This is a genomic window from Arthrobacter sp. B2060 (genome assembly GCF_059090445.1).
The window spans coordinates 900,628-920,873 of the sequence record NZ_JBNHFR010000001.1; the positions used below are offsets into that span (position 1 = coordinate 900,628).

The following is a 20,246-nucleotide window of genomic DNA, read 5'->3' on the forward strand; positions in this document are numbered from 1 at the left end:
TGCTCCTAAAACGTTGTGGGGACCGTCGCCGGCGTGGCGGGTGCTGCTGTGTGTTCGCGGAAGCCGTTGCGGGCCACGAAGCGGCCCACCGGGCCGGGATCGTGGAAGCTGCCGGCGTCCACCACCACGCGCCCGGCGGAAACCACGACGGCGGGCCAGCCGGTGAGCCGGACGCCGTCGAACGGGGAGAAGTCCGTGCCCATGTGGAGGCTCCCGCCGTCGACCGTGCGTTCCTCGGCGGGATCGAAGATCACGAGGTCGGCGTCGAAGCCCTCGGCGATGGTCCCCTTGCCGGGAACCGCGTTGATCCGGGCGGGGCCGGCGGAGAAGACCTCCACGAAGTCCTCCACCGTGTTGCGGGGGGATTCCATCATGGCCGTGAACGTGACGGGCATCCGCGTTTCCACGCCGGGCAGGCCGTGCGGCATGGCCCGGATGTCATCGGTGCGTTCGCGCTTCTGCGAGAGGTCGTAGCAGGAGTGGTCCGAGGAGACGGTGTGGACGGCGCCGTCGGCAAGGCGCTCCTTGAGGGCGGCAACAGTTTCGGCACTCCGCATCGGCGGGCAGCAGGCATACCATTCGGGGAAGGCCGAACCGTAGACGGAATCATCGAGGGTGAGGTAGTGGGGGCACGTCTCGGAGTACGCCTCCTGACCGCTGCTGCGGGCAGCGGTGACGAGGTCCACGGCTCCGGGGGTTGACTGGTGGACAAAGTACACGGGAGCCCGGGTGTATTCGGCCATGGCCAGGGTTTCCCTGACCGAGGTTTCCTCGGCCAGCTCCGGGCGGGTCCGGTGCAGGTGCTCGATGCCGATCCGGCCGTCGTCGGCGTGCTGTGCGGTGCAGTCCGCGATGATGGGGTCGTGTTCGGCGTGGATGTACGTGAGGCCGTCCAACCGCACCATCTCGCGCATCACCTTGAGGATGGTGTCCCCGTCGGCCATGGTGGTGCCGCGGTTGGTGGTGTACATCTTGACCGACCGCACGCCTTCGGCCGTGAGCTGTTCGAGCTGCCACGGCACGGTCTCATCCCAGCTGACCACCGAACCGTGGAGTGCGACGTCGCAGCGTGACTCCCGGGCGAGTTCCTTCTTGTTCAGCACGGCGGCCAGCGGGGTCTCCCGGGCGTCCCGGGGGATGCCGAAGTCGATGATCGTGGTGGTGCCGCCCCACAGCGCTGCTGTGGAGGTGGTCTTGTAGTCGTCCAGGGTGCGGAACCGTCCGGTCACCTGGGCCACGTGGCAGTGCCCGTCCACGCCGCCGGGGATCACGAGCCGGCCGGCGGCGTCGATGGTGCGCCTAGCCTCGGGGACCGGCTCCGAGGCGTCGACGAGCCTGGCGATTTTGCCGTCGTGGACGACGACGTGGGCGTTTTGGCGGCCGAAGCTGTTGACGACGGTGCCGTTGGCGACCACGAGTTCTGGGGTGTGGGACATCATTGTCCTCCTTATCGGGGGAAGCGGGTTGGACGGGCTGGCCGGCGCCCTAGGTGGCAGGGGTCGCGGCCGGAGCTGCGGGAGCGGCGGCATGGGCTGCTGTCTGGGCTGCCGCCAGCGCGGCGTCGAGGTTTTCGGAAAGTCCCTTGCGGGCCTTGACCGGTGGAGGGGCGAAGGCGCCGGCGCGGTGCGGCCCGGACTGGAGCCCCACCACGGCCTCTGCCATGCGGACGCCGGCCGAAATGCCGTCCACCACGGGGACAGGAATCTGACCCCGAAGGTCGCGGGCAAGCCCGGCGAGGGGAGCACCCGCCAGGATGACGACGTCGGCTCCGTCCTCTGCGACGGCCTGCCGGCTGAGTGCCAGCAGGGTTTCCTTGAAGTCCTGCTGCACGGAGCCGATGGCATTCAGGGACTCATTGATTGAGCGGATGGAGGCCAGCCTGCCGGCAAGGCCGAACCGCTCCACGCAGTCCAGGTACCACGGCCGGATCCGGTCCGAGATGGCGATGATGGAGAAGCGGTGCCCCTGCAGGGCGGCCGCGCAGAGCGCCGCCTCCGTGATGCCGATGACCGGCACGTCTGTGAGTTCCTTCAGCGCCGGCATGCCGGGATCGCCGAAGGCGGCAACCACGACGCAGTCGACAGGAGCTGCGTCGATAGCAGGGGCGTCGATTGCAGTGCCGTCGACAGCGGTGCAGTACTCGGCAATGATCTCCGCGACGGCGCCTGCCGCGATGAGGGACTCGAAACGGGTTTCGATGTACTCCACGCCGTGGCCGGCCGTGCGGACCGTCAGTTCCGTGCCCGGGGCTGCGGAGCGCAGGGCCTCGGACTCTATGAGGGCGGTGACGTCGTCGCTGATGTTGGGGTTGATGACGAGCAGTTTCATTTCTTCTTCCGATGCAGCGTGGGTTCGGTTTTCTGGAAGTCCTCGGGGAACTGCTCCCGGTACTTGCCGATGTGCGACGCCGACTGGGCGGCCGCCCGGTCGGGGTCGCCGCTGGCGATCGCATCGTAAAGGTCGCGGTGTTCCTGGATCAGCTCCGGCAGGTCGCTGACATGGCGGAAGAGCCAGTGCATGCGTCCCTGGAGGGGTTCCAGTGCGGATTTGAGGAAGTTGTTGTCGGCGATGCCGGTGATGGCATCGTGGAATTCACTGTTGGCCCGGTGGGCTTCCATCACGGCACCCCTGGCGAGGCAAAGCTCCGCCTCGTCGAGCAGACCTTTGAGGTGGGACAGCTCCTCAGGCGTGGCGCGGACGGCGGCCAGCCGGCAGGCCAGCACTTCCAGGGACTGCCGGACATCGAACAGGTCCTCGACGTCCTTGGGACTGAGGGTGCTGACTTCCGCGCCGCGGGCTCCCCGGTCGCTGATGAGGCCTTCCTGGCGGAGCATGCGCAGGGCTTCCCTGACAGGGAGCCGTGACACGTTGAATTCCGCGGCGAGGTCGCGTTCAACCAGCCGCGTGCCGGGAGCGTAATGCCCTTCAAATATCCGGGTGCGGAGGGTGTCCCGGACAGCCTCGCGAAGGGGGCGTTCCTTGTCCTGGGTCTCTTCTGCGGTAAGCATGGTGCTCCATTCGGATTCTTGTATGGCTTGCACTCCCGGCGGCGGGAGGTGGCACTGCGTGGCTGGCTTAGGATTGCCAGCTTAGACAGGAAGCCGCTTGTTGTAGTTGAGGGTCAGCACGGACACTCCCATCACGATGGCGGATCCCACGAAGTACAGCAGCGCCCATGTGTATGAGCCGGTGGCGCCGACGATCAGGCCGACGGCGATGGGTGTGACAAAGCCGGAGATGTTGCCGCTGAAGTTCATGGCCCCGCCCAATACGCCGGCGTTGGTCCTGCCACCCAGGATGGAGGGAATGCTCCAGAAGAGGCCAACCCAGCGGAGGAAGAACATGACCAACGAGAGCAGGACAACGGCGGTGGTGGGGTCGGGCACCACGGTGACCCCGACCAGGCCGCCGATGACCACTGCGCTGGAAATGCCCAGCAGCGTCCGCATGACGCGGTTGGCCGAGGCGCCGGCTGCCCGCCACTTGTCGGCGATGCTGCCGCCCAGGATTTCGCCGACGAAGCCGGCGCCAAAGATCACGAACGTGGACCAGCCAATGGTCTTCAGGTCAAAGCCCTTGGCCTGCGCCAGATAGAGAGGACCCCAGGTCAGAAGGCCGTAAAAGACGCCGTTGAAGCCGAGCCAGCCAAAGCACATGGCCCAGAAGGACCGGAACTTCAGGTAGGGAAGCAGGGCGCGCTTGCCCTTGCTGCCGTCCAGCTCAGCCTCCGCATCCTCTGCTGCATGGGAGGCTTCGATGTAGCTGGCCTCGGCATCGTTGACGCCGCGGTGCTCGCGGGGGTTGTCCCTGACGTACCACCACACCGCCAGTCCCATGAGGACCGTGGCGGCACCGGCGATGATGAAGGCCATGCGCCAGCTGCCGGTGGAGGCAATCAGGCCTGCGATGATGATGCCGCCGAGACCTGCGCCCAGCGGAGCGCCGGCATCCAGGATGGTGGCACCGCGGCCGCGTTCGGACTTGTGCATCCAGATGGCATTGAGCTTTCCGCCGGCCGGCATGACGCCGGCCTCGGTGACGCCAATGCCCATCCGGGCGATGAACATGCTCAGGAATCCGCCGGCCAAGCCGGAGGCGGCCGTCGCCGCGCCCCAGCCGACACACGATGCGGTCATGACCTTGCGCGGGCCGAACTTGTCGATCAGCCAGCCCACGGGAATCTGCATCAGGGCGTATGTCCAGAAGAAGGCGGACAGGAGCAGGCCGACCAGCTCCGGTGCAAGGTTGAATTCCTTCTGGATGATGGGAAGCGCCACGGAAATCGACCCGCGGTCGATGTAGTTCACGGCGACAAGCACCAGTAGGAGCAGGAAGAGCTTCCAGCGGACGGTGGTGCGCCGTTGCACGCCGTCCTTGCCGGGTTTCTGGCCAGCGGAGGCTTCTGTGGTGCCTTGAGCCTCTGTAGTCGCTGTTTCGGTATTGGGGATAGACACAGCTTCTCCTTTTCAGGGAAGTTTTACGGACAGGGAAACGGGTCTTGATGATTCGAATAAGCGGCCGCGGGTTGAGCGGCGGAAAACTTTAAGCGGGCCTGTAGCGGCAATTCCGGAAGCGCCTTGCGCTCATTTTGGGATCCCGTTTTGGGATCCCAAAATCTAAGTTAGAAGTGACCCGTCACACTGTCAAGGGTTTTGGCGAAGTTGGGCCGAATGGCCGCTAATCACAGATTGTGACTGCCGTTTCCGGCTATGACCCCGCCGGTACCGGATCCGCATCCGGTTCAGCCGTGGATGAGGGCACGTGGGCAAGGATCTCGGCGAGCTCCGCGAGCCTGTGCGCCCGGGCGGATTCTGCGGGCGTGAACGGTTCCCCGGGGCGGTAGAAGGTGATGGGGCCGTGCCAGGCGGTGGGGATCTTAAGGAGCGTGCCGGCGTCGTTCGTTTCCCCGGGAATCCGGGCGGTTTCCGACCCCGGATCAAGTATCCGGGCGGACAGCAGTTCCGCCACGGCCAGCGGAAGTTCATCGGGCGTTGCCGCGATACGGGCAGCCAGGCTCAGCGCCTTGGTCTGGCCGTCCGCCATCGCCAATGCGGTGGTCGGCCACACCTGCGACTGCCTGCCGCCTCCGTCCGCCAGTGCGTCAAGCAGCTGGCGCTCGCTGAGTTCACCGGGGGCCGACAGCACGAACTCATCCATGACGCCGCCGCGCACCGGGTGGACGTGGATGCTCAGGATGTTGGTGTCGAGCAACTCCAGTGACCGTGTAATTTTCTTCAGGGAACCGGGCTGGTCCCGCAGGATGGTCCGTGCCCGCCACAGGGCGGGGGCGGTGCCGAGACGCCGCCGGTGCCGCAGCGCCGGAGCGTGGAGCCAGCGCCGCAGGATGCGTGCCGCGGAGGGCTCCGCCACCCAGATCACCAGGACGGTGGCGGTGAGTGTCAGGACCAGTACCTTCGCCACATAGGGCAGGTGCGTCTGCACCACCAGGGCGTGCACCAGCAGTTCGATGGGAAGCATCACGGCAACGTTGGCCACCGTGAGGCGGGACTTTGGAGGCTCGGGCATCTGCCCGCAGACTTCGCAGCTCAGGTCAGCCGTGGCAGGGAGCGGTGCTTTGGGCTTCATGGTTGCATCCTGCCGTGCCGGTGTTACGGACGCGTTGCCCCGGCGTTCCGAACTGGGGAACGAATGGTTTTGTGCCGCTGGATTGCGGTTTCCCGGCACATCTGGTCAGGCATATCGGCCGAATCTACACTGAAGGGACCAACGTGCGGAGCTCCCGTACAACGGCCAGCTCGCACGGAAAATCACCCAATTCCGGAGAGCATCATGCGCCTCAGTACAAAAAATTCAGGTTCCGCACGCCGTCGTGCAGCCGCCGGTCTGGCCGCCCTCGCGGCTCTTCTCGTCCCGGCTCCGCTCGCATCGGCCGCATCTGTCAGCGAGGACAACACCAAAGACCGGCTCCCGGTCATCGTCCTTCCCGGCGCCAAGGGGGCGGAAGGCATTACGGCCGGCGAAGGCAGCACTTTCTACGCGGGTGACCTCGCCACAGGAGACATTTTCCGCGGCGACATCCGCAAGGGAACTGCCAAGAAGTTCATTGATGTGCCTGACGGCAGGGTTGCCGTGGGGCTGAAGGCTGACAACGAGAATGACCTCCTCTTCGTGGCCGGGGGCGCGTCCGGCAAGGCCTATGTGTATGACACGGACGACCGCAGGACCGTCAAGACGATCCAGCTGACGACGAAGGCAGCCTTCATCAATGACGTCGCGCTCACCGACCGCGGCGCCTGGTTCACCAACTCGCGGCAGGCCGAGCTCTACTTCGTGCCCGTTGGCGACGAAGGCAATCTCGGCAAGGTCCGGACGCTGAAACTGACGGGGCCCGCATCTGACACAGCTGATCAGTTCAACCTGAACGGCATCGCCAGTGCGCGGAATGATCGCACCTTGGTGGTGGCCCACTCCGGCAACAAGGCCCTGTACACCGTCAACCCCAGGACCGGAGCCAGCGCCCAGATCAAGGGCCTGACCCTCCCGAATGTCGACGGCATCGTGGTGAAGGACAGCACCATCTGGGCCGTCCAGAACTTCTCCAACCAGATCAGCCGCGTCTCCGTGGATTTCCGCGCGCTCTCAGGAACAGTCAGGGAGGTCATCAAGAACAAGAACTTCAACATTCCGACGACGGCGGCCCTGTTTGGGGATAAGCTCGCCGCCGTGAACGCGAAGTTCATGGTCCCGAATGCGAAGACGTTTGAGGTGGTCGTGGTCAAGGCCCGTTCCTAGCTGACCGCTCGTCACCGGCTTCTCCCCGCATGACCGGCCGCGGTCCGCTTGACCGGCCCCGGCCCGGGCCGGTCATGCGGCTGAGGGCCGGTCGTGTGGAAGAGGGCCGCTCCGAGCGGGCTGGATCCGAAGGGCTGCCAGCCGCCGTCGGGCTTAACATCGGTCCATGGAAGCCATAACCATCATCGGCGGAGGCATTGCCGGCCTTGCACTTGCGGCAGGTCTCGACCCGCACCGCTTCGACGTGACCATCCACGAGCAGCGGCCCGGTCTGCCGACGGTGGAAACCTCCCTCGCCATGTGGCCGGAGGCGCAGGGCGCGTTGGCCGTTCTCGGGATCCTTCCGGAGATCAGGGCAGTCGGCGCCACCTTCGGCGGGATGGCCCTGCGGGATGCCGGGGGTGACGCATGGGTATCACCGAAAGTCCGCGGCGTGTTGGGTGTGTCCCGGGCAGACCTGATCAGAATCCTTGACGCCGCCGTACCCAGGAACGTGCGCCGGGCGGAGGGCAAGGTGGACGACATCCCCGCCACAGGACCGCTGGCCGCCGGCCTGCTGGTCGGCGCGGACGGTGTCCACAGCGTGGTCCGCCGCGCATTCTGGGGTCCAAAGGCCAACGCCAGGCTGACGCCCTACGTGGCACTGCGCGGTATTCTTCCCGTGCCCGTTGAGGCGAACGCCGGCGGTGAGTACTGGGGGCGCGGGCAGCTCTTTGGCATCACCCCGGCCTCCAGCGGCAGGACGTACTGGTATGCCTCCTTCCGCTCGGAACTCGGGCCGGCAGGTGTCGGGGCCGCTGAAGCGCTGGCGCGTGCACGGGAACGGTGCGACGCCGGCGCTTCGGCCGTCAGGAACGTGCTGGAGCAGGCCACGCCGGAATCAACGCTCGCGCAGCGGATCTGGACAGCTCCGGACCTCGGCAGCTTCGTGCAGCCAGGGGCTGTCCTCGTGGGCGACGCGGCGCACGGGATGACGCCCAACCTGGGCCGCGGCGCGTGCGAAGCGCTCGTCGACGCCGTGACGCTCGCCGAACTCCTCAACACCAGGCCGGTGGGCGAGGCCCTCAGGGAATACAACAGACAGAGGCTGCTCCGGACCCGGATCCTGCGGGTGGCCTCCTCCGCCATGACGCGCCTCGCCCTCGCCGAACAGGCACAGCCGCTGCGGGACCGGCTGCTCCGGCTCGGGGCCCGGTAAGCACGCCGGCGCAGCAACCGGCACGAAAAGCAGGCGGGCCCGCCCCAGCGGGCGAGGCGTTCAACGGGAGGGCGGACGACGGCGGTGCGCTAGTCCCGCGCGCGCGTCTCGGTGAGGTGGTGCGTGGGAATGCGGTCGCGGTCGTAGGTGATCTCGGTGTAGCCGTGCGGCTCCGGCTTGCCGTTGGGGCTAAGGTTCACGAACACGATCTCCTCGATGGTGAGGATGCTCTGGCGCGTGATCATGTTGCGGACCTCGGCCCGCATGGTCAGGGACGTGCGGCCGAACCGGGTGGCTGTCAGGCCCATTTCGATCAGGTCGCCCTGCACAGCGGAGCTGACGAAGTTGATCTCGGAGATGTACTTCGTGACGGCCCGGCCATTGCCCAACTGGAGGATGGCGTAGATGGCCGCTTCCTCGTCAATCCACTTCAGCAGGCTCCCGCCGAACAGCGTGCCGTTGGCGTTGAGGTCCTCGGGGCGGACCCACTTGCGGGTACGGAAAGTTATGTCTGCGGTTGCCATACTGCGAGATTAGTCGACGGCGGACGGCCAGTTCCGAGTGTGACGTACGCCCAGGTCCGGACCGGGTCAGGCCATGGCCGTATGCGCCGCGCTGCGGGCGTTGATGGACTTGGCATAGCAGTAGGAGTGCTCGACGCCGATGTAGGGACCGAAGTTGGGAACCTGTTCGAAGCCGGAGTTTTCGTAGAAGTTCCTGCCGTCGGGCTGGGCCGAGCCTGCCTCTGCAGTGACGCGGGTGATGCCTTGGGCGTACGCCTCCGCCTCGAGGGCTGCGAGGATGGAGCTGGCCACGCCGGAGCCGCGGGTGTACGGGAGAACATACAGGCGCTTGATTTCGGCGGTGGAGGAATCCAGCAGCCGCAGGCCCCCGCAGCCTACGGGCTGGCCCGACCCCTTGTCGTAGGCCACCAGGAAGACAGCGGTGTCCACTTCAGACGGCTTAGGCCCGGGCTCGTGATCGGTGCTGCCAAAGCGTGCATCGAGCTCTGCCTGCTGGGCAGCCCGCAGGTCGGCACCCACCGGGTTGGACCAGCTGACTTTGCGGATGTTGAGCCTGGGGTTGGTCTGCATCTCTGCCTCGATTCGCCGAAGGGTTATGCACATCAACGGTAAGGACGCGTGGTTACCACTGTGTTTCCCGTGCGTAAGCGTCCAGAGAACACTGTTCAGACAATGCTGTCCAGACAATACCGGGGCACAACCTCAGGTCCGGTACCCAACAGCCGGCCGGCCGGCAGTACGGCTATCCCGCGGAGCGACCCATCGGGTCTTCGGCGGTCGGATCCGCCAGGGCCAGGCCGCCCACCGGGCTGGCGTCCCAGTGGATGAGAGTCCAGCCGGCATCGGGATCCCCTTCCAGGGCTACGATGCCGGTGTTTGCGAGCACGTGCCTTGCCGCGAATTGCATGTCGATGTTGTCTGCCCGCAGGCCCGCCCAGACGCGGATGGCGGCGCCGTGGCTAACGACGGCGACGGCGCCGGCGTCGTCAGCAGCGGCGGCCACCTTGGCGATGGCAGCGTCGTAGCGCTCAAAGAACGCGTGCCCGTCGGGCCCTGCAGGCATCCGGCGGTCGAAGTCACCGTCGCTCCAGGCGAAGACCGTCGTCATGTACCGCCGGTGCGCCTCGTGGTCGGTCAGCTTCTCAAGGGCGCCGGCCTCGATTTCATGGATCCCGTCCAACACCTTCACGTCCAGGCCGAGCTCACGCCCCAGCGGCGCAGCGGTGACCTGGGTCCGGAGGAGCGTTGAGGCGTAAAGAGCATTGATCGGCTCATTCACGAGCGCCCTCGGCAACGCTTCCGCCTGGCGTTCTCCAAGCTGCGTCAGCCCGGGTCCGGGGTGCGCTGTGTCCAGCTGCCCCAACACGTTCCCGGGAGTTTCACCGTGGCGGATGAGCAGCAGCCTCATGATTCACATGTCCTTGTCATCGTCGGGAAGGTAGGGATCCGGGGCGCTTTTCCGAAAGCAGGCCGGGAAAGGAAGCGGCGCCGGACCGCGAAGCCCGGCACCGCCGTCGTCCTTTATTTCAAATGGTCCACCAGCTGGTCCGCGATGCCGGTGTACTTGCCCGGCGTCAGGGCCAGCAGCCGCGCCTCGGCCTCAGCGGAGAGGCCCAGGCCCTGGACGAACTCCTTCATGCGTGCGGCGTCGACGCGCTGCCCGCGGGTGAGGTCCTTGAGCCGTTCGTACGGGTTCTCCATACCCTCGACTCCGGCAATCGCCTCGGCGCGCATAACCATCTGGATTGCCTCGCCCAGGACTTCCCAGTTGGTGTCCAGGTCTTCTGCGAGAACGCTTTCCGCTACGTCCAGCCGCTCCAGGCCCTTGGCCACGTTGGAGATGGCCAGCAGCGAGTGGCCGAACGCCACCCCGATGTTGCGCTGGCTGGAGGAATCCGTGAGGTCCCGCTGCCAACGGGAGGTGACCAGCGTGGAGCCCAGCACGTCCAGGAGCCCGGAGGAAATCTCCAGGTTGGCCTCGGCGTTTTCAAAGCGGATCGGGTTGACCTTGTGCGGCATCGTGGAGGAGCCGGTGGCACCCGCAACAGGAATCTGGGCGAAGTAGCCGATCGAGATGTAGCTCCAGATGTCCGTGCAGACGTTGTGCAGGATCCGGTTGAACCGCGCGACATCGGCATACAGCTCGGCCTGCCAGTCGTGGCTTTCGATCTGCGTGGTCAGCGGGTTCCAGGTGAGGCCCAGTCCCTCGACGAAGGACTTGGAAACCTGCTGCCAGTCGGCGCCCGGGACCGAGGCCACATGCGCGGCGTACGTGCCGGTGGCGCCGTTGATCTTGCCGAGGTACTCGGTCTTGGCGATGCGGTTCAGCTGCCGCGTGAGGCGGTGCGCGATGACGGCGAGTTCCTTGCCCAGCGTGGTGGGGGTGGCGGGCTGGCCATGGGTGCGCGACAGCATGGGGACGGCGCGGTTGTCCTCGGCCATCTCGCTGATCTGGTCCACGAGGGCGCGTGCGGCCGGCAGCCACACGTCCTCCACAGCACCCTTCACGCCGAGCGCGTAGGAGAGGTTGTTGATGTCTTCGGACGTGCAGCCGAAGTGCACCATGGCCGTCAGGTGCTCGATGCCGATGGCGGGCAGGCGGCGGCCGATATAGTACTCCACTGCCTTGACGTCGTGGACGGTCACGGCTTCGATTTCGGCCAGCTCGGAGACGGAGGCGGCGTCGAATTCGGTGACGATCGCCCGGAGCTGGTCCTGCTGGTCTGAGGTCAGCGGGCCGGCCCCCGGGAGGACGTTGTTGCTGGTCAGGTGGATGAGCCACTCTACTTCGACGGCGACCCGGTCACGGTTGAGGGCGGCCTCGGACAGGTAGTCAACGAGCGGCGCGACGGCGGACTGGTAGCGGCCGTCCAGCGGGCCGAGCGCGATCTGTTCCGGTGACGCGGCGAGGGCCAGGCGTCCGGAGGGCGTACGGGTGTCAGCTGTGGCGGCAGTTTCAGGCATGAGCTGATTCTTTCATGAACTCCGCTGCCCGCTGAAGCACGCGGTTGCTTGTGACTTGCCCTCCCCAGCCTGCGTCCTGGGCGGCTGTCCACATAGCCGACGGCGGGTGTTCCGGCGGGGGACAGGGCGCCCTAGTTTTGTCCGCAAGAGGCAGAAAGCGCGGCCGCCGGCAGGATCTGCCGTCAGGTCCGCCGGCAAGGTCTGGGACAGGTTTGCGGACAGACAGCGTCGGCAGCCGGAAGGAGAGGGGGAACTTGAATGAGCGCCAGCATTACCGCCGCGGACGCGGCGTCGTGCTCTTCGCGGCAGTTTGAGGTGCAGCTCCTGGCGGGGAGGGCCGACGTTTGTGCGGGACAGCTCGATGCTGTTCTGGTCCGGCTTTCGCAGTTGCAGCTGGAGGACTGGCAGTCCCCTGCTGGCACGGCGTACAGGGCGAGCATCGGGCTGCAGGCAGCTGCCCTGCGGAGGGCCAAGGAGCGTATGGAACTCGCCGCGCAGGTCATCCGTCGGCATGCCCGGAACGTGTCGTTGTCGTCGATGCGGACCGGAACAGGGGACTACTGATGGCTGAGGTGACGCCGTGGGGGAGCGGCGGGCCGCTCCGGCCACTGAAGCCGGAGCCGGACGGCCATTTTTCGGTCCGGGGCGGAGTAGGGGGCATCGCCTTTCAGTTGGAGGAGCTGGACGCTGGAGTGCGGGGCCTGGACGGCCTCGCGGGGGACCTGGCGGCAGTGGAGATCGCTGCGCACAGGATCTGGGCGGAGCTGGGGCAATATCAAAACGATCCACCGTCCAGCGGGGTCGAAGCGCTCAACGCCACAGGGGAAGGGCGGCGTGCTGTGGCGAAAGTGCGGGAGGAACTGCAGGACATCGGAAGCCAGGTGCAAGCCTGTCTGCAGGAGTACGAGGGGGCCGAACAGCGAACCCTGTCCAACCTGCGCCTGGGCACGGACTCCCTGAAGCTGTGGCTGCCGCAGTTCCTGGATATGCTCCTCGGCGGGTTCCCTAACCCCTACAGTCCTGACCTCAGCCGGCTGCTGAACAGGGACAGTACAGAGGCGCTCGCAGGCAACTATCCGTTCATCGTGGCCCTTCTGGGGGCGAGGCCCGAGCGGGTGACCGAGGCCATCCACATGGCGAGAGCGACCGGGATGCAGGGTTCGGGCATCCCTATCGTTGTCCGTGCGCTGGCTGAGGGTCTGGCGCCCCACCTGAAACCCCGCGACCTCAAAGCGATCGGAGGTCCCAGCACGGATGTCGTCCTCGATGCCTCCCCTGCCGGGCTCCTGTCCAGGGCGCGGTCCGTTGATGAGGAGGGCCGGGGCACGATTGAAATCCTCAGGACGGGCAGCGGGGATCACGAGGCCTTTGTCGTCATCGTTCCCGGCACGCAGCCAGGAGACGCGGGCGGCCCCAACCCGTTCGATGAGGCCGGAATCGTCGAAGCACTCGGGTACGGCTCGGAGCATACGAGTGCCGCCATCCGGTCCGCGCTGCAGGAGGCAGGGGCAGAGGCCGGCGCCCAGGTGGTCGCCGTTGGCTACAGCCAGGGCGGGATCCACGCCATGAACCTGAGCCAGGACAAGGCCTTCCTCGCGGAGTACGACCTCAAGTACGTGCTGACCGCGGGCTCCCCCGTAGGCGGAATCCATCCTGAGCCGGGCATCAGCAGCCTGCACCTGGAACACCGGCAGGACTGGGTTCCAGGGAGCGAGGGGGCAATCAACCCGGACACCCGGGACCGCGTCACCGTCACGCTCGAGAACCGGGTGCTGACGCCCTCAGGCGAGGCTCCGGGGCTCGGTCCGGGCCACAGGCTCACGAACTATGAAGCCGGTGCCCGGGCGGTCTCCGCAAGCAGCGATCCGTCCCTCATGGCGTCAACAGGCGTGCTCGCCGGGGTCGTGGGTTCCGGCGGGGCGGCCACGGCAACGCGCTTCCAGCTCGTCCGCACCCCGAAGCCGCAGGAATCAGGGCGCCAAGGTGCGCCCGCCCGCCCTGTGGAACAGCTAGACATCCGCCCGCCCGGTGGTCGGTAGCCGGCTCCCGGTGTGGACGGTCCGCAGCGGCCTGCAATTACCGGTGGCGTGCCCCCGGGATCCTGTCGGCCACCAGGGAAACGATGGTGATGATGATTGCCGCCAGCACCGCAGTCCAGAAGAAGGAGTCAATCGTGAAGTCCACCGGTGTGTAGCTGCTGATCCACGATGTCAGGTACAGCATGGCCGCGTTGATGACGATCGTGAAGAGCCCCAGGGTGAGGATGGTGATGGGCAGCGAAAGGAAACTGACGATCGGACGAACGAAAGCATTGACCAGCCCGAAAATCAGTCCGACAAAGAGGTAAGCCAGGACTATGCCGGCAGCATCGGTCCCCTGGCTGACGCCGGCGTTAGCCACCGCATCGGTCGTTGCCGAAGTGGTGATGTCCAGCCCGGGGAGAATCCAACTGGCAATCCACAGTGCCAGTCCGTTGATGAGCACCCGAACGATGAAAGAACGCATGCGCCCATGCTGTCATACCTCGCGGGATGCGGGCGCACCCGCGGCAGACGGGCGAAGTAGGCTAGTTGGCATGACTTCATCAGAGACTATGGCTGGCGGTGTCAGGCCGAGGCCGGTTGTTGACCGGCTGCCCCGCTATGCCGCAGGCAAGCCACCCGTCGCCGTTGACGGCCTGGCCAGCTACAAGCTGTCGTCCAACGAGAACCCGCTGCCGCCGATTCCGGCCGTAGCCGAGGCCATCGCTGCGCAGACCGACTTCAACCGCTACCCGGACCCCCTGAGCACCAAGCTCCGGACCGCGCTCGCGGACTTCCTCGAGGTGCCGGCCGAGGACATCGTCACCGGCGCAGGAAGCCTTGGGGCGCTCAACCAGCTGCTGAGCGCCTTCGCCGGCCAGAACGACGACGGAAAAGCCGACGAAGTGATCTACGCGTGGCGTTCCTTCGAGGCGTATCCCATCTGCGTTGGCCTGGCCGGCGCCCAGAGTGTGCGTATTCCCCTCACCGCGGACGGCCGTCACGATCTTGAGGCCATGGCGGCCGCCGTGACCACGCGCACCAAGGTGATCCTGCTGTGCACGCCGAACAACCCCACCGGTCCGATCTTGAGGGCCGAGGAAACGGAACGGTTCATCAGGGCAGTGCCTTCGGACGTGGTGGTGGTCATCGATGAGGCTTACCAGGAATTCATACGGGCGGATGACGCCGTGGACGGCATTCGGATGTACCGGAAATACCCCAACGTCGTGGTGCTTCGGACCTTCTCCAAGGCACACGGCCTCGCCGGGCTGCGAGTGGGCTACAGCATCTCCCAGCCGGAACTGACGCAGTACCTCCGCGTGGCCGCCACACCCTTCGCGGTGTCCCAGATCGCGGAACAGGCCGCCGTGGTGTCCCTCCAGAATTTCGATCAGGTTGTAGAAAGGGTACAAAGCCTGGTGGAGGAGCGGGACCGCGTAACAGCCGGTCTCCGTGATCTGGGCTGGTTCGTTCCGGAGGCTCAGGGGAACTTCGTCTGGCTGGATCTGGGCGAGAATAGCGCCGAGTTCGCCCAGTTGGCGGGGGAGCGGGCGCTTTCGGTGCGTGCTTTCGGTAACGAGGGCGTCCGGGTCAGCATCGGCGAGGTGGAGGCGAATACCCGCTTCCTCGAGCTCTGTGCGGTTTATACAAAACCCCCGAGGCGTTCCTAGCGGTTAACAACTGCCCCACGGTAGTTACGCCGGATAAAGTAAGGAACAGTAAGCCAAAATATATGCCGCACATGGAATGCATTCCGTGCGGGGCATATATCCCAGCGACATTGCAACGCATCCGGATGCGGCAAGCAAGGAGACGGTATGGGCGCCACACATCTGCCCTCCACCGAGTTCGACGGAACAGAAGTGGATGACCAGCTAGAGGCCGAGGCCGAGGCTGCCCTGGGCGAGCCGCCGGTCGAGATGGTCCAGCTGCTTGGCCCGGACGGCAAGCTCGGAACGAACGCCATGTTTTCGGAGTATGCCGAACGGCTGGATGCGGAAAAGCTGCGCGGCTTTTATGCCGACATGGCCGCGATCAGGCGCTTCGACCAGGAGGCCACAGCGCTCCAGCGCCAGGGCCAGCTGGCGCTCTGGGTTCCGCTGACCGGCCAGGAGGCTGCGCAGATAGGCTCCGGGCGGGCCAGCCAGCCCCAGGACTACATCTTCCCCACGTACCGCGAGCACGGTGTGGCCCTCACGCGGAACGTCGACCTCGCCGAGCTCCTGCGGCAGTTCCGTGGCATCTCCAATGGCGGCTGGAATCCGAAGGACACCAATTTCCACCTGTACACACTGGTCCTGGCTGCCCAGACACCCCACGCCGTCGGCTATGCCATGGGCATTCAGCGCGACCAGCGCCTCGCGGAGGCCAACGGCATGGCGGAGTCCGGAGCGGCCGAGCCGAAGGCTGCCGTCATGGTCTACTTCGGCGACGGCGCCAGCTCTGAGGGCGACGTTCACGAATCCATGGTGTTTGCATCGTCTTACAAGGCGCCCGTGGTCTTCTTCTGCCAGAACAACCACTGGGCCATCTCCGTGCCCACAGCAGTGCAGACCCGCATCCCGCTGTCCAACCGGGCCAAGGGCTACGGCTTCCCGGGCATCAGGGTGGACGGCAACGACGTCATTGCCGTGCACGCCGTCACCGAGTGGGCGCTGGAGCACGCACGGCAGGGCAACGGGCCGGTGCTGATCGAGGCCTTCACCTACCGCGTCGGCGCGCACACCACAGCTGACGACCCCACGAAATACCGCGAATCCTCCGAGGAAGCGCTGTGGCGGGCCAAGGATCCGCTGGAGCGGCTGGAGAAGTACCTCCGCTCCGAGGACATGGCCGATGATGCATTCTTCAGGCAGGTGGCGGCTGAGGGCGACGAGCTGGCAGCCTACATCCGCAAGTCCACCTACGATTTGGAAACCCCGGACATCCGCACGGCCTTTGCCAACACGTACGTCGAGGCGCATCCGCTTGTGGCGGAGGAACTGGCTTGGTTCGAGGAGTACACCGCTGGTTTCGCCGGCGAGGACACCGCAGAAGGAGCTGGCCACTGATGACCACCATGACCATTGCCAAGGCCATCAACGAGGGCCTGCGCGCAACGCTGAGCAACAACCCCAAGGCCCTGCTGATGGGCGAGGACATCGGGCCCCTCGGCGGCGTCTACCGGGTGACGGATGGCCTGATCGGCGAGTTCGGCGCGGACCGCGTAGTTGATACCCCGCTCGCCGAATCTGGAATCATCGGCACGGCCATCGGCTTGGCGCTGCGGGGCTACCTGCCGGTCTGTGAGATCCAGTTCGACGGTTTCGTCTTCCCGGGTTTCAACCAGATCACCACGCAGCTCGCCAAGATGCACTCGCGCAGCAACGGAAACCTGACCGTCCCCGTCGTCATCCGCATCCCGTACGGCGGCGGCATTGGATCCATCGAGCACCACTCGGAGTCGCCGGAAGCGCTGTTTGCGCACACCGCCGGCGTTCGCATCATCACCCCGTCCAACCCCCACGATGCCTACTGGATGATCCAGCAGGCCGTGGACTGCCAGGACCCGGTCATCGTCTTCGAACCCAAGCGCCGCTACTGGCTCAAGGGTGAAGTCGACACGACGACGGCGGGACTGGCCGAGGACCCCTTCAAGGCCCACGTGGTCCGGGAAGGCACCGACGCCACCGTGGTGGTCTACGGTCCGCTGGTTCCCGTGGCACTCGCCGCGGCAAATGCCGCCGCGGAGGACGGACGCAGTATCGAAGTCATCGATCTCCGCTCCATTTCCCCCATCGACTTCGACACGATCGAATCGTCGGTAAAGAAAACCGGCAGGCTTATCGTGTCCCACGAGGCTCCGACGTTCGGTGGCATCGGCGGCGAAATCGCCGCCCGGATCGGTGAGCGCGCCTTCCATTCCCTCGAAGCCCCAGTCATCCGCGTGGGCGGCTTCCACATGCCATACCCCGTGGCCAAGGTGGAAGAGGACTATCTTCCGGACATTGACCGCATCCTTGAGGCGCTGGACCGGGCTTTTAGCTACTGACGCTTCGCACTGACGTTTATGCCTGCGGTCGCCTCCGGGCACCGGCCAGCCTGAGCTTTCGAAACCCGAGGACCCCATGACGACTAACAAGTTCAACCTTCCCGACGTGGGCGAAGGCCTGACCGAGGCCGAGATCGTTTCCTGGAAGGTCAAGCCGGGCGACACGGTGGCCATCAACGATGTCCTCTGCGAGATCGAGACCGCCAAGTCCCTCGTCGAACTGCCCTCCCCGTTCGCCGGCACCGTCACGGAACTGCTGGTTCCCGAGGGAGTGACCGTCGACGTCGGCACGGCCATCATCAGCGTCTCCGACGCCGTCTCCGGGGATCCCACTCCCGCCGACGTCCCGCTGCCCGCCTTGCAGGAGAGCGAGCCCGAGCCGCTCATGTACGGGAAGCTGCACGAGCACCCGCACACCAATCCAACCACTTCCGACGGCGGCGCCGCGGCCGGCGGGCTGGCCGGCGGTCCGCTGGTGGGTTCCGGCCCAAAGGCCGACGCCGTCAAGCGCCGTCCGCGGAAGGCTTCTGCCCAGCCTGTGGCCGGGCCGGTCGAGACCGGCGGTGCCGCCCCGGCGGCCGGGCCGAGTGAGACCCGCGGTCCCGCTCCACTGGCCGAGCCCGGGATTTCGACGGGCTCGCATAGCGGTTCCGCCGCAGAGAAGCCCACACTGGGCGGCGCCATCACCGGACTGGTGAACAAGGTGCTGGCCAAGCCGCCGGTTCGCAAGATCGCCCGGGACCTGGGAATCGATCTGGCCGATGTGATTCCCACCGGCGCCCGAGGTGAGGTGACCAGGGAGGATCTGGTCAGCTACCAGGCCCAGCGTGACGCGGAGCTGGACAAGGCGGACACGTTCTGGGGAAGGTCGGGCCGGCCACAGGAGCAGCGGATCGAACGGATCCCGGTGAAGGGCGTCCGCAAGGCCACTGCCAAGGCGATGGTGGACTCTGCCTTCTCCGCGCCGCACGTCAGCATTTTCGTGGACGTGGACGCCAGCCGGACCATGGAGTTCGTCAAGCGGCTGAAGGCCTCGCGAGATTTCGAGGGCATCAAAGTCTCACCGCTCCTGATCCTGGCCAAGGCGGTCATCTGGGCTGCGGCCCGCAACCCCAGCGTCAACGCCACCTGGGTGGACAACCCCGGTGGTGATTCGGCTGAGATCCAGGTCAAGCACTTCATGAACCTGGGCATTGCCGCGGCCACGCCGCGCGGACTGATGGTTCCGAACATCAAGAACGCCCAGGATCTCTCTCTGAAGGAGCTGGCGCTGGCTTTGAATGATCTTGCCACCACCGCGCGTGCCGGCAAGACCCAGCCTGCCCAGATGCAGGGTGGCACGCTGACCATCACGAATATCGGTGCCCTCGGCATCGATACCGGAACCCCGATCATCAATCCGGGCGAGGTGGCCATCGTGGCATTCGGGACGATCAAGCAGAAACCCTGGGTGCTGGACGGCGAGGTCATTCCGCGCTGGATCACGACTCTTGGCGGGTCTTTCGACCACCGTGTTGTGGACGGAGATCTGTCCGCGCGCTTCATGGCTGACGTCGCCGCCATCCTTGAAGAGCCTGCCCTCCTGCTGGATTGATCGGCTTCCTGACCCGCCGGGAGCCCGGCCTGCGGCGTCAGTTCACCGGATGACGGAGGGTCCCCGCGCGGGGCGAGAGCAAACGGTCATGGTCATCCGCAACCGCGTGGCGCTGTTCCTCTCGGCGGTCTTCCAGCCGCCGGTCACCGTGGCTGCGCTGCTGATGCTCAGCCCGGTGATTGAACCGGGTTTCCCGGGGACCATCTGGTTCGGCGCGCTGGCCGTGCTGTTTGTCTGTGTGTTGCCGTTCGCCGCCGTGTTGCTGCTGGTGCGGCTGGGCAAGGTCACGGATCATCACGTCAGTGAACGCCGCCAGCGGGCACCGGTGATGGGCATGGCCATGCTGTCGCTGCTGGCTGGCCTGGGCGTGCTGAGCGTCGTCAACGCGCCCGTCAGCGTGATTGTCATGGTCCTGACGATCGTCGGGAGCGTGGTGCTGCTTGCCGTGATTAGCCTCTTCTGGAAAATCAGCGGGCACGCAGGAGCGATCGCGCTCTCTACGGGCATCGCCGTCCTAATGCTGGGCCCGCCGTGGCTTCCGCTGATGCTGCTGATCCCTGCAGTCAGCTGGTCCCGTGTGGTGCTGCGCGCACATACCGTGGCCGAGGTTGTGATGGGCGTGCTGGTTGGCGGCGGTGTGGCGTCCGGATTGTGGTGGCTGCTGAGGGAGCTGATGATCCTCGCTCGTTGAACCCGTAGGTCACCGGGGATCTGACGTCCGTGCCAGGAGCATGCGTTGGAGAGCTGTTTAGTACGCCTGGTACGTGGTCATCAGTTCCGCCAGAGCGGGATCGGCAGAGAGGCCGGCGAGGCTGAATGCGGCGGCGATCATGACCCCGGCGAGGCCGGCCACGCAGCCGGACACGGTGGCCAGGAACTTCCAGTCGTTCCGCAGGACGCTCTGCATGGTTTCAGGAAGCTGCAGGTCCGGCGAGATGAGGTTCGGCGCGCTGTCCACGGAGCCGTCGTCCAGCAGGGCGATGACCCGTCCCGAGCTGCGGTCCAGCCGCATCGAGCAGATGTGGTTGCCGTGGCGGGCAAGAAGGATGTCGTGGCCGACGAGCTGGCGTCGCTGAAGCGTAAGCATTTTTTTTGGGTCCTGGCGCTGGTAGGTGCTGGGCTGTCCGCACCATCGGGGGCACCATTAATTTTACCGTTG

At 66.0% G+C, this 20,246-nt stretch carries 20 protein-coding genes; 9 read left to right on the top strand and 11 right to left on the bottom strand.

Features of this window, described 5'->3' with window-relative positions; all coding sequences use genetic code 11:
• Window positions 1–5: 5 nt before the first annotated feature.
• The 5 genes from AC5RUM_RS04270 to AC5RUM_RS04290 form a co-directional block, all read right to left on the bottom strand.
• Window positions 6–1,436: an amidohydrolase family protein gene (locus AC5RUM_RS04270; protein ID WP_494033749.1), complete on the bottom strand. Its 1,431-nt coding sequence runs from the start codon at window positions 1,434–1,436 to the stop codon at window positions 6–8.
• 49 nt (window positions 1,437–1,485) lie between these two features.
• Window positions 1,486–2,328, bottom strand: a complete 843-nt coding sequence (locus AC5RUM_RS04275) for an aspartate/glutamate racemase family protein (RefSeq protein ID WP_494033750.1) — start codon at window positions 2,326–2,328, stop codon at window positions 1,486–1,488.
• Window positions 2,325–3,008, bottom strand: a complete 684-nt coding sequence (locus tag AC5RUM_RS04280; RefSeq protein ID WP_494033751.1) for a GntR family transcriptional regulator — start codon at window positions 3,006–3,008, stop codon at window positions 2,325–2,327. The genes AC5RUM_RS04275 and AC5RUM_RS04280 overlap by 4 nt, the downstream gene beginning before the upstream one ends.
• A gap of 81 nt (window positions 3,009–3,089) precedes the next feature.
• A complete protein-coding gene (locus AC5RUM_RS04285) occupies window positions 3,090–4,454 on the bottom strand; it encodes an MFS transporter (RefSeq protein WP_494033752.1) in 1,365 nt (454 codons plus the stop codon).
• Between the two features lie 253 nt (window positions 4,455–4,707).
• On the bottom strand, window positions 4,708–5,586 hold the full coding sequence (locus AC5RUM_RS04290) for an amino acid-binding protein (RefSeq protein ID WP_494033753.1): 879 nt from the start codon (window positions 5,584–5,586) through the stop codon (window positions 4,708–4,710).
• A gap of 204 nt (window positions 5,587–5,790) precedes the next feature.
• Between AC5RUM_RS04290 and AC5RUM_RS04295 the strand changes: the two genes are divergently transcribed.
• Both AC5RUM_RS04295 and AC5RUM_RS04300 read left to right on the top strand, forming a co-directional pair.
• On the top strand, window positions 5,791–6,753 hold the full coding sequence (locus AC5RUM_RS04295) for an SMP-30/gluconolactonase/LRE family protein (protein WP_494033754.1): 963 nt from the start codon (window positions 5,791–5,793) through the stop codon (window positions 6,751–6,753).
• A 166-nt stretch (window positions 6,754–6,919) separates the two neighbouring features.
• The gene (locus AC5RUM_RS04300) at window positions 6,920–7,951 is read left to right on the top strand and encodes an FAD-dependent monooxygenase (protein ID WP_494033755.1); all 1,032 of its coding nucleotides are present in this window, start codon (window positions 6,920–6,922) and stop codon (window positions 7,949–7,951) included.
• 89 nt (window positions 7,952–8,040) lie between these two features.
• On the opposite strand, the gene AC5RUM_RS04305 is transcribed toward AC5RUM_RS04300, so the two are convergent.
• The 4 genes from AC5RUM_RS04305 to purB form a co-directional block, all read right to left on the bottom strand.
• Window positions 8,041–8,475 carry an acyl-CoA thioesterase gene (locus AC5RUM_RS04305; protein WP_494033756.1) on the bottom strand — a complete coding sequence of 145 codons (435 nt, stop codon included), beginning with the start codon at window positions 8,473–8,475 and terminating at the stop codon, window positions 8,041–8,043.
• A gap of 66 nt (window positions 8,476–8,541) precedes the next feature.
• Window positions 8,542–9,045 carry a GNAT family N-acetyltransferase gene (locus AC5RUM_RS04310; RefSeq protein ID WP_494033757.1) on the bottom strand — a complete coding sequence of 168 codons (504 nt, stop codon included), beginning with the start codon at window positions 9,043–9,045 and terminating at the stop codon, window positions 8,542–8,544.
• A gap of 172 nt (window positions 9,046–9,217) precedes the next feature.
• Complete coding sequence (locus tag AC5RUM_RS04315) at window positions 9,218–9,883, bottom strand: histidine phosphatase family protein (RefSeq protein ID WP_494033758.1); 666 nt, start codon at window positions 9,881–9,883, stop codon at window positions 9,218–9,220.
• A gap of 113 nt (window positions 9,884–9,996) precedes the next feature.
• Window positions 9,997–11,439, bottom strand: coding sequence for an adenylosuccinate lyase (gene purB, locus AC5RUM_RS04320; RefSeq protein WP_494033759.1), 1,443 nt, complete (start codon window positions 11,437–11,439; stop codon window positions 9,997–9,999).
• A 258-nt stretch (window positions 11,440–11,697) separates the two neighbouring features.
• Between purB and AC5RUM_RS04325 the strand changes: the two genes are divergently transcribed.
• Together AC5RUM_RS04325 and AC5RUM_RS04330 are read left to right on the top strand one after the other, a co-directional pair.
• Entirely contained in the window at window positions 11,698–12,003 is a 306-nt protein-coding gene (locus AC5RUM_RS04325; RefSeq protein WP_494033760.1) for a hypothetical protein, read from the top strand.
• The gene (locus AC5RUM_RS04330) at window positions 12,003–13,478 is read left to right on the top strand and encodes a hypothetical protein (protein WP_494033761.1); all 1,476 of its coding nucleotides are present in this window, start codon (window positions 12,003–12,005) and stop codon (window positions 13,476–13,478) included. The genes AC5RUM_RS04325 and AC5RUM_RS04330 overlap by 1 nt, the downstream gene beginning before the upstream one ends.
• Before the next feature lie 37 nt (window positions 13,479–13,515).
• On the opposite strand, the gene AC5RUM_RS04335 is transcribed toward AC5RUM_RS04330, so the two are convergent.
• Window positions 13,516–13,944, bottom strand: a complete 429-nt coding sequence (locus AC5RUM_RS04335) for a phage holin family protein (RefSeq protein WP_494033762.1) — start codon at window positions 13,942–13,944, stop codon at window positions 13,516–13,518.
• A 70-nt stretch (window positions 13,945–14,014) separates the two neighbouring features.
• On the opposite strand from AC5RUM_RS04335, the gene hisC reads away from it, so the two are divergent.
• The 5 genes from hisC to AC5RUM_RS04360 all read left to right on the top strand — a co-directional run bounded on the left by hisC (window position 14,015) and on the right by AC5RUM_RS04360 (window position 19,778).
• A complete protein-coding gene (gene hisC, locus AC5RUM_RS04340; protein ID WP_494033763.1) occupies window positions 14,015–15,133 on the top strand; it encodes a histidinol-phosphate transaminase in 1,119 nt (372 codons plus the stop codon).
• 147 nt (window positions 15,134–15,280) lie between these two features.
• Entirely contained in the window at window positions 15,281–16,513 is a 1,233-nt protein-coding gene (gene pdhA, locus AC5RUM_RS04345) for a pyruvate dehydrogenase (acetyl-transferring) E1 component subunit alpha (protein WP_494033764.1), read from the top strand.
• On the top strand, window positions 16,513–17,493 hold the full coding sequence (locus tag AC5RUM_RS04350; RefSeq protein WP_494033765.1) for an alpha-ketoacid dehydrogenase subunit beta: 981 nt from the start codon (window positions 16,513–16,515) through the stop codon (window positions 17,491–17,493). Before pdhA ends, AC5RUM_RS04350 begins: the two co-directional genes overlap by 1 nt.
• Window positions 17,494–17,569: 76 nt before the next feature.
• On the top strand, window positions 17,570–19,087 hold the full coding sequence (locus AC5RUM_RS04355) for a dihydrolipoamide acetyltransferase family protein (RefSeq protein WP_494033766.1): 1,518 nt from the start codon (window positions 17,570–17,572) through the stop codon (window positions 19,085–19,087).
• A gap of 88 nt (window positions 19,088–19,175) precedes the next feature.
• The gene (locus tag AC5RUM_RS04360) at window positions 19,176–19,778 is read left to right on the top strand and encodes a phosphatase PAP2 family protein (RefSeq protein WP_494033767.1); all 603 of its coding nucleotides are present in this window, start codon (window positions 19,176–19,178) and stop codon (window positions 19,776–19,778) included.
• Between the two features lie 57 nt (window positions 19,779–19,835).
• Here the strand turns inward: AC5RUM_RS04360 and AC5RUM_RS04365 are convergent, their stop codons facing one another.
• The gene (locus AC5RUM_RS04365) at window positions 19,836–20,174 is read right to left on the bottom strand and encodes a hypothetical protein (RefSeq protein ID WP_494033768.1); all 339 of its coding nucleotides are present in this window, start codon (window positions 20,172–20,174) and stop codon (window positions 19,836–19,838) included.
• Window positions 20,175–20,246 lie beyond the last annotated feature (72 nt).